The organism is Streptomyces sp. NPDC020917 (assembly GCF_044333795.1).
Lineage (GTDB): Bacteria > Actinomycetota > Actinomycetes > Streptomycetales > Streptomycetaceae > Actinacidiphila.
Genome location: NZ_JBIRRR010000037.1, coordinates 1 through 12,449, shown reverse-complemented (window position 1 = coordinate 12,449; position 12,449 = coordinate 1). Strand labels below are relative to the sequence as shown.

Genomic DNA, 12,449 nt, shown 5'->3' with positions numbered 1-12,449 from the left:
CGGGCCCGGTGACACCACCCCCCAGGTCATGCCTTCGACAGGGGGACACAGGCATGCCGGGCCTGGAGGCCAGCGGCCCTCTTGCAGGACCGCGAAAAACATAACGGGGTCTGGGGGACAGTGACGGCCTGGTTGAAGCGGATCATCGGGTCGGGGACCAGGTAGGAGGGGGAGCGCTTCTTCAGGAGGTCCTCGTCGAGCAGGGCGTATCCGGCGGCCTCCAGGACCGTGAGCGCGTGCGCGGTGGCGGAGCGCTCCTTGCCGATGCGGGCGCCGATCTCGGACGGTGTGGTCGCTCCGCCGACCATGGCACTGAGGAGGGGGTAGTAGACGGCCCGCTGGTCGAGACGCGGGTCCTCGCGCAGGAGGTATTCGGTCTCGGTGCGTGAGTACAGCGGGTGCCCGGGCGTGAGGAGCGCGTCCACGGCGAAGGCGTCGAACTCCGTGAGGCTCTGGGGAGAGTCCTGCTCGGCCAGTACCTGGTAGCCGGGGACCCCTCCGCATACCGCGTCGACCAGGAAGGCGGTATGTAGGTCGTCGATCCGCCAGAACCGGCGGGCGGCGCGGTGGTTCAGCGGGGGCACGCGCAGGTCCAGCGTGGCACGCCCGCGCAGCGCCTGCTGCCCCGAAAGCAGTCGGTCCATCACCGACAGAGCCGAGCCGCACAGGATGACGCCGCCGTGCAGCGTTTCGCGGCCCGCTTCGGACTCGTACCGGGCCTCGTCGTACAGGGATTGCAGCAGGCCGGGGAGCTCGGGTGAGTGGCGTAGCAGGTAGGGGAACTCGTCCAGGACCAGCAGAGGTGGTGTGTGGCGGGTGGTGGGCAGGGGCTGCAGCAGGAGGCGGAGGATGGCTGCCCAGTCGTCGCCGAGCCGCAGCGCCTCGGCCGGTACTCCCCGTGCGCGGGCGATGGCCTCGGTGACGCGGGCCTGCGCGGCGGGGCGGCTGTCCTCCTGAACGGCCAGGAGATATATGCCGCCCATCTGCTCGCACAGGGCACGCAGCAGGTGGGACTTGCCCAGCCGCCTTCGGCCGGAGACGACGCCGATCCGCAGCGCACCGTTGTCGTGACGCGCGAAGCGGATGAGCTTCGCCCACTCCTGGTCGCGGAACCGTACGTGGGCCGGGGCAGAGTTGGCAGACATACCGGCACTCCGTTTCGACCCTCTATCGTGAATCGCTCATCACTTTACATAGTGATGAGCGATTCACGATGACGACTCCGATCGGCGCAGGTCGCCGTGCTTCTCGGCGGTACTGGCAACCACAGCTCGGAACGGCAGCGGCTCCGGGCTCGCCGGTCACCGCTCAGTCGTGCGGCCCGGACCAGTTCTCCCGGAGCCATGCCAGGTCGGTCTCGGCGCGGGCGCGGGCCGCCCGCTCACGGGTGAAGACGGCGTTCGTCTTGGTCAGGACCAGGGTGAAGGGGCGCCCTTGGCGTCGGGTGGTGTGGGACACCGGAAGGCCGGCCATGTCGATACGGCTGTGGATATGGCGGCGCTTGTCATTCGCGAGCGGCCAGTCCATGGCCCGGCGGGTGCGGGAGCTGAGGAAGGCGTCGAGGTCGGGGCAGAGGTCGCAACCGGACCGGCAGGCACCGGCCGGGGCGAGTGACCAGTCGTCCGCCGCCCGTACGGGGAGCGCGAGGGCTGTCGTCAGCCGGGCCTCGCAGTGACCGGCGAGTGACCGGAAGGCGCGGGTCGGTCGGCGGGGCGCGGTGCGCAGGGCCGTGAGCACGCATTCCAGGGCGGTGTCCGGCAGCCCACGCAGGGCAGTGGTGATCGTATCGGCGCTTTCGGGGCCAGCTGCCCACAGGATGTGAGCGAGCGTGGGGCCGAGCCGTTCCAGGCCCGCACGGCGTTCCTGTTCCCGGCCCACGCCGAGCCAGCTGGTGAGCTGCGCCTCGACGGCCTGCCAGGCCCCCTCGACCAGCGGTGCGGCCACCGCCTCTCCGTCTCCGTCGGCACCCCGCAGTGCGGCGCAGAGGCCGGGCAGGGACTCCAGCCATGCCGTGCGGTCGGCCCCGGTGTAGGCGCCGACCCGGCCGAACCAGCTGTCGGCGGCCTTACGAGTCCACGTCGGCCCGTACCGTGCGGCCGCTGCCGCGAGATCGGTGGCGTGCCGCTCGTCCAGGGTCTCCACCACGAACGGCGCGAGGAGCATCGCGGCGGTGTCCGCTTCCTCCAGTCCCACCGCGACACGCAGGGCGGCGGCGAAGAGCAGCGCGACGTCCGGGCCCGAGCCGTGGTGTTTCCAGAACGGGGCGAGAGACCGGGCGAGACTACGCGCCGTCTCCAACTGCCCGGTGTCCAGATGGCCCCGGAGCTCTCGCAACGCGCCCTCGGAGCCCGCCTCGGCGCGTGCCGCGAAGGAGCGCTGTTGGGGCCAGAGCACCACCGCGGCCCGCCGGTACCAGCGGTCCAGAGTGTTGCCGTAGTTGCCCATGTAGCCCTCGAACTCGGACTGGTAGGGCGTGAGGTCCTTGTTCTCGGTGGTGGCGCACACCTCGGCGTACGGGACGGGCAGGGAGATCTGCTCGCCGCCGGTGGAGTCGGGGCGGGTCCACCAGCCGAGGGTGATCTCGTCGTCGACCAGGTCGTTCAGTTCGTAGTCGGAGAAGTCGCCGCTGCGGCGGCGCTCGGCTCCTGGTTCGCCGTCGGGGTCGAGGAGGCATTCACCTTCGCACTCCTCGTCCTCGCAGTTGTCGTAGTGCTCGGTCTCGCCGTAGTAGTCGTAGCGGTCGTAGGGCGGGGTGGCATCCCAGGTCTCCTTCACCTCCGCCAGCGCGAGGACCGCCTCGCAGTCCGCCTGACCGGCGGCCTGGCGGAGCAGGGCGGCGCGGGTGGCGTCGGCGCCCTTGAGACGGTCCCAACTCAGGCCGCGCTGGGTGTATTCGTGGTCGAGGAGATAGATGAGCCGGTTGGGCGGGGCGGACTGCGTACGGCCGTAGCTGTAGCGTTCCTCGGCTGGCTGGGTGAAGTGCTCGGCCAGGCAGTGGGTCAGGTCGGCCACCGGGCCGCCGTCGGTCCCGTCGGCGGGGCGGACGCGTTCGGCGAGGAGGTTCATGGTGAGGGTGGTGCGGTATCCGGTGGTGACGGGCCTGACCTCGTGACGGCAGTCCGCGTAGAAGGCGGTGAAGGTCAGCTGCTCCCGGGACGCGCGGTGGGTGACGCTGCGGCCTGCGTGTTCGACGACGAGTTCGCCGCCGGTGTGGTGCGAGGGCAGCGAGACGACGAGGGTGCCCATCATGGCGTCGTCCTTCTCGGAGTCCTGGTGCGGCAGGAAGAACTGGCCTTTGCCGTAGACGAGCAGCGCGTGCGGTTCGGCGCGCAGCACGGTGGTGGGCGGCAGGCCGAGTGCCCTACGGACACCGTCCAGGACGCCGCTCAGGGCGCGCTGCCAGTCGGGGCCGCCCAGGGTGAACCGGTCCGGGGCGATCTCCCAGGTGTCGCGTACGCCGGTGTCGGACAGGGTCTGCTCACCGCGGCCGAAGCGGGCCTGCCGGGCCTGGGCGATCAGCTTCTTGGCGACCGGGGCACGCAACGGCAGGGGCAGTTCACCGACGCCGTCGACCTCGATGCGCAGCGCGCGGGCGGGCATCTCGATGCGGGTACTGAAGCTCCCGCGCCGCTCCGAGACGTCGAGCAGCTCCGCCAACCGCTTCCGTGCGCCTTGTGCCATGGTGTTCCGTCCCTCTTCGACACTGTGCCGTTGCGGCCGGCCTGAAGAGCCTAGTACTCCGGTTCGCCGCGCGGAGTCCGCTACGGGAGATACGCGAAGGGTCACAGTGCTCGTACTGAAGGTCGGCCGCGTTCCCTGAACCCGCCCTCGCACATGGCGGCTGACCAGCGTCGCCTGGGACACGGGAGGCCGAGCCCACGCTCGAGGGTGGGCATGGCGTAGTCCAGGCCGTGCTTGGGCGCGCCCGACCGTCGTCGCCGCCGCGCGCGGAAACCACCACGGCTGGGCGACCGGCAGCCGGCGAGGAAGCCTCGAAGCCGAGGGCGTGCCGAAGGCCATGATCTGGTCCAGCCACGTCTTGAACACCGACGGCATGGTCGTACAGCAGGGGGACACGGCCGCCGTAGGCCAGCGGCAGTGGCGGTCGGATGGCGGGCCTCGGTCAGCGGGTGGCGGCCGCCAGGAGTTTGGTGATCTTCGCGGCGGACGCCGGGCCGGCCGGCTGGTCGAAGAAGGGCTTGGAGGGGTCCTGTGCGTACGGCGGGCCGTAGACGGGGGTGCCTGGTTGGAAGCGCCAGCTCTCGGTGAGCGGGCCGACATCGACCGCGTCGTAGCCCAGGATGTCGAGGAGTTCGGTGGCCTTGCGCTTGGCGTCCTCGTCGTTGCCGGCGATCGGGAGGGTGGTGCGGTCGGCGGCGCCGGCAGGACGGGGCAGGGCGGCGAGGTGCTTGTAGAAGATGTTGTTGAACGCCTTCACCACGTGCGCTCCGGCCAGGTGGCCCTGGAGCAGTTCGGTGTCCGTCTTCTCCTTGGAGTCGAGCTCGGCGATGTGCCCATCGCGGTCGGGGTAGTAGTTGCCGGTGTCGATGACGGTCTTGCCGGCCAGTGGCTCGACCGGAACCTATTGGTACGCCTTCAGGGGGATGGTCACGACCACCCAGTCGCCTGCGGTTGCCGCCTCCGCGGGCAAGGCCGCACGGGCCCGGGGGCCGAGCTCTGCGACGAGGTCGGCCAGCGTCTGCGGTCCCCGCGAGTTGCTGAGCACCACGTCCAGGCCCGCGTCGACGGCGAGCCGGGCCAAGGTGCCGCCGATGGATCCACTGCCGATGAGTCCAAGAGTTGCCATGGTGGTCGCAACCTCGTCGACCTGCGATCTGTTCCGCGATGTCGCCGTTCGGGTGATCACCGGATCACCCAGCACCTCCCGCCGGCCTACGCGAGCCGGCTTTTCGACGCGCAGGCCGCCGGTGCCACCGAGTAGCAACTCCAGCGCATCGCCGCCGAAGGCCTCCAGGAGATCTACTTCAAGGACCGAGGCTGCCACGCCCACGACCTCGAGGTGGAGTTCACCGACATCGACAACATCGAACTCGACTTCTGATCTTGGGCGGTCCGCCCCAGCGGAACCGGACCGAGTGCCTCGTCGGACTGGTGACCGGCAGCCTCTGAGACTGATTCCAAGGCAGGCGGTGTGTGTGCCGTTTCTCGACTGCTGCGGAGACGACTGAGACCACCGCTGCATCGAGGGCAGGCTGAACGCCGCCACGGGCAGTCTGCCACGGTCCCTGCCGCCGTTTTCCTCACGGACCGGGCCGGTCAGAGGGGTGCACACTACTGTGTGCGAGATCGTCCAGGGCGCTCAGGCGCGGAAAAGTAAGGCCAGGGGTGGGGATGGGAAGAGGCGGGGCATTGGCCGCCGCTTGTGCGGTGACGGTGGCGGCGACTGTGGCCCTGAGCGGGTGCGTTGCTAGTGGTGCGGGGGACGCTGACGGGAAGGCGGTCCATGCGGTGTCGCCGACGGCCGCCTCGGCGACACCGCATCGGTACGTCGGGAAACTGTCGTTCGCGTACCACGGGGCGCGGCCGGAGAAGGAGACGATCAACCAGGCCCTGGACATCCACAACGACGACCAGCAGTCCGTGGTCCCGGCGCTGGCCTTCACCGCGCTGGACAAGCATCACACGGTGTTGTCGCAGGTGAAGGTCACCACGGTGTACGGGTCCGACCGCGGCAACCTCGTCGTGCCCTACGGCTACGGCATGGACATCCTGCGCTTCTCCGGCCCCGGCGCCCACCAGGTCGCAGACGTACGGGTGCGGGTCGTCAGCGTCGTGCCGGCCCGGATCCGGGCCGGCGTCCATGATGTCTCGGTCCAGCCCCTGGACGGTCAGGGCCGCAAGGTCGACAAGTTCAGCCGTTTCACGGCGCTTCGAATTTCGAATGTCGACGACTTTCCGGTGGCCATCCGACTGGCGTACCTCGTGTACGACCAGCCGCCCGAGGGTCAGACCCAGCAGGCGGTCGTCGTCGTGCCCGTCGGGGGGCTCATCCACGTGCCCGCTTCGGGAACGGCCATGGTGAAGGTCACCGGCGCCGCGGCGGCCGCCGTCGCCCGGTACTCCAACGGTCCGGCTGTGAGCATCAAGCCCTACAACTCCCAGTAGGGCCGGTCCGTTGCCGTCCGGCACGTGCTCGACGGTGCGCCGCGGCGTTCACCGTCGGGGGGACGTAGCGCCCTGCGTCGGCTGCCAACTGCCGTGTCGCTCGCGGAGAACTCTCACCACTCACCTCACAGGGGACATTTGTGATGAGGAAAGTCAGCGGGATCGTCACGCAGCCGCAGCCGCAGCCGCAGCCGCAGCCGCAGCCGCAGCCGCAGCCGCAGCCGCAGCCGCAGCCGGTGCTGGGCTGCTTCTCGCAGGGGCACTCGCTGATCCGGCGGCAGCCGCTGTTCCTGCGACCACCGCCGGTTACCCCTTCCAGTTGTTCAGCCTCTCGTCGACCCCACCGAACAACAGCTATTACTCCGGCCGTGTCACCTGGTACAACCGGGCGGTGACCGTCGACGGAACCCTCCATGCCGCCGGGTGCCGGCGGGTGTACGCGACCGCCTGGGCAGGAACCACCCCACTGGACACCAGGAGTTCCAGCACCCACTGCAACAACGACTCGGAGCAGACCATCAATCTCGTCGCGGACGTCCCCGGCGGGTCCGACCACGTCTACGTCTCCCTGACCGACGCGAACGGCAAGGTGCTCGACAGCGGGTACTACTACCGACCCTGACAGGGCCGGGCGGTGCGTGACAGGTGATCTGCCCCGCACCGCCCAGTTGGTGCGGGGTCAGGACATCGCGCAGCCGCTCGCTTGTTGCTCCAGGTGGGCTGCATGGCGAAGGGTCCCGGTCGGAAGGCTGACGGCGCCGAGGCCGCACCAGGCGCACAGGTCGCCGTTCTCCGCGCCGTCGCAGACCACGTAGCCGCTCGGGGGCTCCGGGTCGGTCAGGGTCTCGGCGTACTCGCGGCCCTCGACGATGCTGAAGCCGTCCAGCCTGCTGCGGACGGAGTTGGCACCGCAGCTCTGTGGGACCTGGTCAGCTGGACCGACGTCGCCGCCCGCTACACCGCCGCCACCGCGACCAGCGCCAGCACTGAGGATCCCGCCGGGATGTCGTCCGAGGCAGGCCATTCAGCTGCGGCTGTGCACTACGGAGGTACGGCATCCCGCAGACCCTGATGGCGCTTCTCGAGTGGCTCCGGGGTGGGGTAGGTGCGAGGGCCGGGTGGTGTGCACGGCCCTCGCACCGGGTGTGGGGCGCCCCGTTCCCGCCCTCATCGTCTGGATCTGCACATGGTGGTGAGCTGTGCGCTGTGCCCTGTCACCTGTACGCGGTGCTGAGCTGCACTGTTGGTGGGGAATTGAACCCCTGCGTTGCTCTTCACGCGCCAAGGGCCGGATAAACCGCCGACCCGCGGTGTGTGCACGCCTCCGTGACGACTACCTGCTTCCCACACCCGGCTTGCGGGGTCAGTCCTCGATCAGGTCGATCTCCCAGTTGGTGCGCTGGATCAGGGTGTCCACCTCGCGGATCTCCTTGGCCAAGACGTCCGCCTGGGCGCGAAGTTCGGCGACCGGCAGGGCAGAGAGGATCCTGAGTTCGGACCGCAGTTGGCGTACGGCTCCGCGCTGGTCGCGCCCGGAGGCGGCGTCGGCGGCCGCGGCGGTCACCGAGTGGCGCAGGCGCAAGACGTCCCGGCGGGCGAGGGCGTCGGTAAGGGTGCCGCCGCCCTCGATGAGCGCGGTGGAGTTGGTCCGGTTGATCTGACGGATCAGCCGCTCCAACTCGTCCAGCACCTCTCCGGCCTGGGCCAGGACCTCCGCCGCATTCTCGGCCGGTTCCTCGCCCTCCTGGTAGCGGGCGCTGCCGACGACGCGCGCTCGCAACTGCTCCACCTGCCGCACCGCAGCCGCTCGCTGCGCGAGGGCTTCAGCCAGTTTCACCGGGTCATCACCTCTACGTACTGCTTGATCGTCCGGTAAGTATGCACGTTGGCGCCTGACGGCCTGCTTCGCAGGGCGGGGCGGGCCGGGCGGGCGCCGGCCGGGAAGACGATTACCGATGATCGCGGCGTGATGTCGTACCCGCGTAGTCCGTAGCCGTAGCCGAACGGCTCGGACGACATCCTGGCTGGATTCCCAGTAGTTGAGGGGTGCAGTGCCCCACGGCGTAGCCGGGCTTCGTGGACCCCGCCCAAGTGATGTCATGCCTACCAGCGCATTCCCAGCTTGGTCACCTCATGGCGCCACTCGGGGTTGAGCTTGTCAGCGCGGCGGCGGGCGTTGTCTAAGAAGGGACCGAGCTTGTGCGGCACACCGTCAACCTCTTCCAGCTCTTCCAGGTGCTTCCTGGGCACGTGGAGGTGCTCCTCGCGGCTTGCATGCCGGCCGTCTCCTTCCGCTCGCCTGGCCCAGTTTGCTACGCATGACGTAGTACGCGGCGTGTACTATCCAGTCATGCCGAACCTTCCCGCCCTGCCGCCGGCCGTCGACGCGACGCTCCTCGTCGGCCACCCCGCCCGGGCCGCGGTCGGCCGGGCCGCGCGGGACGGCCTCGCCGCGGCCGTGCTGTTCACCGCCTTCGCCGAGGTCACCTCCCACGTCCGAGCGGTGCGCGCGGGCAGCCCGTGGCAGGACGACCCGTACGACGCCGTGGTCTCGTTCACCCTGTTCCTGGTTCCGGCCCTGGCGGCGCTCGCGGCCGCCCGGTCCGTCCTGCTGCGGCGGGACGAGCCGCAGCCGCGCTTCCGGATCGGTCAACTCCAGCGCGCCTGGGGCCTGTGCGCCGCACTGATCGCCACGACCGCGCTCACCGACTGGACGGCAGTGGCGCTGCGCGCCGACCGAGGTCTATGGACCGGCGTGACGCCCTGGCTCGTCACAGCCCTGGTGCTCCCCACGGCCGCGGCCGCTGTGGCGGGCGCGGCCGTCCTGCGAGTTCGTCGGCTCCTCCCACCGTGCGGGCGCGGGGACAGTGCGGTGGCGGGTGACTGGCTCGACGATCTGGCGCCCATGGTCCGGGACCTGGCCGTGCACCTCCCGGCACCGTTGACGCGAGCAGTGGACCGGGCTGTGACGCACCGGCGCTTCACCTCCGCCGTGCAGTTCACCCGCCGGCACGTGGTGGGCCTCGCCGGGGCGGCGGCCGGGCTCGGCGGCGCGCTGCTGGCCGCCGCGGAGGCCGTCGGCGAAGGCTGGACCGACCCGCTGCTCTGGCTCACCGCCGCGTCGGTCCACGCGGGCGGGTTCTTCGCCTTCGCGATGCTCTGCAACGCGACGCTGTCGATCGCCGTGCCGCGCGCGAACGGCCGCCGTCGCGGGTCCGCGCGGGCCGCGCGCCACGCGGTCACGGCGGCGGCTCTCGCCGTCCCGCTCACCGGAGCGCTGCGGGCACCGCTCCGTCCGCTGATCGGCCGGACGGACACCGTTCCGGCTCTCGCCGAACTGGTCTTCGCCGGCGCCGCCGTCGCGGGCGTGCTCACCTTCGTGGTCGCCGTCGCACTCCGCTCCGACTGACACCCGCTCCTCATCCAAGCCTCAGCCCTCGGTGCGAAACGTTGACTCCTCCTGCCCTGGCATCCCCTGCCGGGCCTGACCGCCCTCGCCGAGACCTGCAAGCTGCGCCCGCCGCAGCCCGCCGCGCCCGAACGCGTCCGCTCCCGCGCCGGCATCGGTGACCTCGATCAGGCGCAGGCCGGGTGCAGTGCATCCCCGCCCTCCGGGCGGTGCGCGTCCGCGATGATGTGCGCCTTCAGCCACGGTAGCCGCCACTCCTGGGGCGCCAGGGTCAGCCGACCGTCCTCCACTTCGAGGTCCGGTCCAAGCGCCCGGCACCTCCGGAGCCCCAAGCCCGAGCGCTGCCCGGTCGGCCGGGCTCATTACCATCCACGGGTGTCATGGATACGACGTCGTACGCGCAAAGAGCAACTGGAACTGCCGGCGGACCGGCTGCCCGACCTGGAGTTCCTCGCCCTGGTGAGGGCCGGGCTTGAAGAGTTCGCGCCCGGCGTGACGCAGGGCGCCCAGCTCAAGGGGAACTCGTTGATCAGCCCACATGGTTGGGCCGTGGCCGTAGCCCCGCCGCACCACGGAGGTGGCCATCACTACGACCTCGTCGCGCTACCAGACGTCGGTCTCCAGCCGGACGTGCCGTGCTTCATGGACTGCGTCGTGTCGATGTCCGCCGATCCACAGGATGCAGCGAACACGTGGGTGCAGACGGCAGGTGCCTGCCTGCTGGAACTCCTCGACCGCCGAGAGCACTTCGCGGACCACGCGGGCCCCGACGACCAGCGCGGCGTGCCCGGCTGGCACATGATCACGTCCGGCGCGGTCGGCTTCGGACGCGACGTCGGCGAGAACCGGCGGCTGCAGGGCGCGCTGCTGGAAGCCAACGTGCTGCACCGGATCGCGGACTCGTTCACTACGGACCTGGAATCGCCCTTCTTCAACGGCATCAAGGTCTTCTACGGCGGCAGCCCCGGCGCGATGCAGGCCGAGATCCGCGTCAACGGTGAGCGCCACGAGGCCGCATCGGCAGCGATGGCGGCGCTCGGACTGCCCGAGCCGACGACGTTCACGGCAGTGCGGTTCTACGCGCTGCTGCTTCCGCTACCGGCGGGCGGGGGCGAGCCGAGCTACCAGACCGTCCGGCTCGATCTCGCTCCCGCCTCCGTGCAAACCAACGCCCACAGCCACGGCACGGCCTGCGCCTGCGGGGGTCACCTCGACCCGGAGCACCCCGGCTTCGACCTGGCCCTGTGGCCGTTGTGCATGCCGTAGCCGAAGACGTCGTGCAGGGTCAGGCAGCGCATAACCGGCACCAATTAACGAACGGAAAAACGGCATGAGAACCCGGCAATTCGGCTTCATACTTGCATTTGCTATAACCTTGCTCGCGGCGTACATCGGCTATCGGGCGAACGACGGTCACCCGAGCGTTCCGTGGTCGGCAGGCGGATGCGTGGTCGGCATCGCAATCGTATGGACCATCCGACGCGTCAGAGGGCGATGAACCGGGCCTCCAGTCGTCCACGGCGGGGCGACCGATCCGAGTCCTCGGCGGTCGTACCCACCCGATCCCCGGGAAAGAATGCGTCGATCATGTGGCCCGTACTGGTCACGCTTCCGACCATTGGGGGGCTGACTCATTTGGCCATGCGGCAGGACTCACTCATAGGCCAGGCCATACCCGGGATCGCAGTGATCGGCGTGCTGGCAACTGCGGTCTTCCGCCTGCGTCGACGCGTCCGCCCCGGCAAGCGCCCCCCTGCCTGACCAGACCGTGGGTGGCTTGACCATTGGTGATCACATAGAGCTCGCGCCGCCGGTTTGACCGCCATCTGGCCGTCTGCGGCTTCGCCCACGCCGACCTGTGCGTCGGCCGCGGCCAGGCCGCCGTCCGGCGGGCGGGACGGCAATTCCGGTCTCCCCTTACTTGCCTGCCTGCGCCTGGTTGTGTGGTCTGCGGCGCAATCCGCCCAGTTGCGCGCCTCTGCAGAGTTGGCTCGCAGTCCGCCACCGGTTCCGTCGTTCCGCGGTTGCGACGTTGTTTGTCAGCTGGCTCTGTTCACGTTCTCTCGTGAACAGAGCCCGGCAGTTGCGTTTTCCGTTTCCACCGCGGATTGAGCAGTGCGCCTGGATGACAGCGCGCCCTCCTCAGCATGTGAACCTGGTGGGGAGGGGCGCTGTACACCGTAGGGGTGTATGAGCAGGGTCGGTGTTCGTCCGGCCCGCTCGGTGGCTTCGGTCGGGTGAGTCCGTAGTTGAAGCGAGCCTGGGCGGTGACGATGATGCCGGTCCTGCGGAGAGTCAGCGTTCGGTGCTGAGGGTTCCGTAGGTGACGTCGGGGCCGCCCGGGTCCTGCACGATGTGATCTTCGTCGGGATACTGCGCGTCCGCGTCAAGGATGTTCCGTGCGGTCTGAATCAGCCGCTCCCACATGATGGCGGAAGGGGCGGTCAAGCCGGTCGACAGGAGTCGCAGTTGCTGGACCACGGCGGTGGACTCCCCGACGTCCGCAGGCAGTACACCGAACAGTTCCACCGGCGTGAGCTCCCGGAGGACTGTCAGGCCTGCTTGTGCGGCCTCAGCGGGAGACTGATCCTCCGTGCCGCAGTAGGCGCTGAAGAGTCCCATCGCGATGATGATCCGCACCCTGCGGATGAAGAACGGGAACTCCATGTTCCACGTCGTGCTGCTGCTCTCCTGTCGCTGGCGGAAGGCCGCGTCCTGCATGCGGGCCGCGATGATGGCGCTCGCCTCCTGCTCGCACCTGTCAAAGGCCGCCACCTCTCCCCCCTTCACCTACTGTGTGGAGAACGGCCGACTGCCTTAGAGGAGCTAACACAAAGGGCTGATTCGGGGACTTGGGGCGTGTCGTTGGGTTCGGTGGGTCGTTGCGGTGGGTGTGGGGAAGGCGCCGCCGTGG

Annotated in this window: 10 protein-coding genes and 2 pseudogenes; 5 read left to right on the top strand and 7 right to left on the bottom strand. The window is 69.7% G+C overall.

Translation table 11 applies throughout. From position 1 onward, the window contains the following. Window positions 1-26: 26 nt before the first annotated feature. From ACH4TG_RS40135 to ACH4TG_RS40125, 3 genes and pseudogenes are all read right to left on the bottom strand, one after another. Entirely contained in the window at window positions 27-1,145 is a 1,119-nt protein-coding gene (locus tag ACH4TG_RS40135; protein WP_398248123.1) for an ATP-binding protein, read from the bottom strand. Window positions 1,146-1,308: 163 nt separating this feature from the next. Then, window positions 1,309-3,681: a 2OG-Fe(II) oxygenase gene (locus tag ACH4TG_RS40130; protein WP_398248121.1), complete on the bottom strand. Its 2,373-nt coding sequence runs from the start codon at window positions 3,679-3,681 to the stop codon at window positions 1,309-1,311. A gap of 442 nt (window positions 3,682-4,123) precedes the next feature. Beyond that, window positions 4,124-4,807: pseudogene (locus tag ACH4TG_RS40125) on the bottom strand (NADPH-dependent F420 reductase). Window positions 4,808-4,870: 63 nt separating this feature from the next. Between ACH4TG_RS40125 and tpg the strand changes: the two are divergent. Together tpg and ACH4TG_RS40115 are read left to right on the top strand one after the other, a co-directional pair. After that, a pseudogene (gene tpg, locus ACH4TG_RS40120) lies at window positions 4,871-5,062 on the top strand (telomere-protecting terminal protein Tpg); the annotation flags it as partial. Window positions 5,063-5,469: 407 nt separating this feature from the next. Further along, window positions 5,470-6,126 carry a hypothetical protein gene (locus ACH4TG_RS40115; protein ID WP_398248119.1) on the top strand — a complete coding sequence of 219 codons (657 nt, stop codon included), beginning with the start codon at window positions 5,470-5,472 and terminating at the stop codon, window positions 6,124-6,126. Between the two features lie 125 nt (window positions 6,127-6,251). On the opposite strand, the gene ACH4TG_RS40110 is transcribed toward ACH4TG_RS40115, so the two are convergent. Continuing rightward, window positions 6,252-6,389, bottom strand: a complete 138-nt coding sequence (locus ACH4TG_RS40110) for a hypothetical protein (protein WP_398248117.1) — start codon at window positions 6,387-6,389, stop codon at window positions 6,252-6,254. 56 nt (window positions 6,390-6,445) lie between these two features. On the opposite strand from ACH4TG_RS40110, the gene ACH4TG_RS40105 reads away from it, so the two are divergent. Next, window positions 6,446-6,748, top strand: a complete 303-nt coding sequence (locus ACH4TG_RS40105; protein ID WP_398248116.1) for a hypothetical protein — start codon at window positions 6,446-6,448, stop codon at window positions 6,746-6,748. 741 nt (window positions 6,749-7,489) lie between these two features. On the opposite strand, the gene ACH4TG_RS40100 is transcribed toward ACH4TG_RS40105, so the two are convergent. Together ACH4TG_RS40100 and ACH4TG_RS40095 are read right to left on the bottom strand one after the other, a co-directional pair. Further along, a complete protein-coding gene (locus tag ACH4TG_RS40100) occupies window positions 7,490-7,963 on the bottom strand; it encodes a DIP1984 family protein (RefSeq protein WP_398248114.1) in 474 nt (157 codons plus the stop codon). A 266-nt stretch (window positions 7,964-8,229) separates the two neighbouring features. Beyond that, window positions 8,230-8,376, bottom strand: a complete 147-nt coding sequence (locus tag ACH4TG_RS40095; RefSeq protein ID WP_398248112.1) for a hypothetical protein — start codon at window positions 8,374-8,376, stop codon at window positions 8,230-8,232. A gap of 100 nt (window positions 8,377-8,476) precedes the next feature. Here ACH4TG_RS40095 and ACH4TG_RS40090 point away from each other — a divergent pair, with 100 nt between their 5' ends. Together ACH4TG_RS40090 and ACH4TG_RS40085 are read left to right on the top strand one after the other, a co-directional pair. Further along, on the top strand, window positions 8,477-9,535 hold the full coding sequence (locus ACH4TG_RS40090; RefSeq protein ID WP_398248110.1) for a hypothetical protein: 1,059 nt from the start codon (window positions 8,477-8,479) through the stop codon (window positions 9,533-9,535). Between the two features lie 375 nt (window positions 9,536-9,910). Continuing rightward, window positions 9,911-10,801, top strand: coding sequence for a DUF6348 family protein (locus tag ACH4TG_RS40085; RefSeq protein ID WP_398248108.1), 891 nt, complete (start codon window positions 9,911-9,913; stop codon window positions 10,799-10,801). Window positions 10,802-11,830: 1,029 nt separating this feature from the next. On the opposite strand, the gene ACH4TG_RS40080 is transcribed toward ACH4TG_RS40085, so the two are convergent. Next, window positions 11,831-12,310 carry a hypothetical protein gene (locus tag ACH4TG_RS40080; protein ID WP_398248106.1) on the bottom strand — a complete coding sequence of 160 codons (480 nt, stop codon included), beginning with the start codon at window positions 12,308-12,310 and terminating at the stop codon, window positions 11,831-11,833. Window positions 12,311-12,449 lie beyond the last annotated feature (139 nt).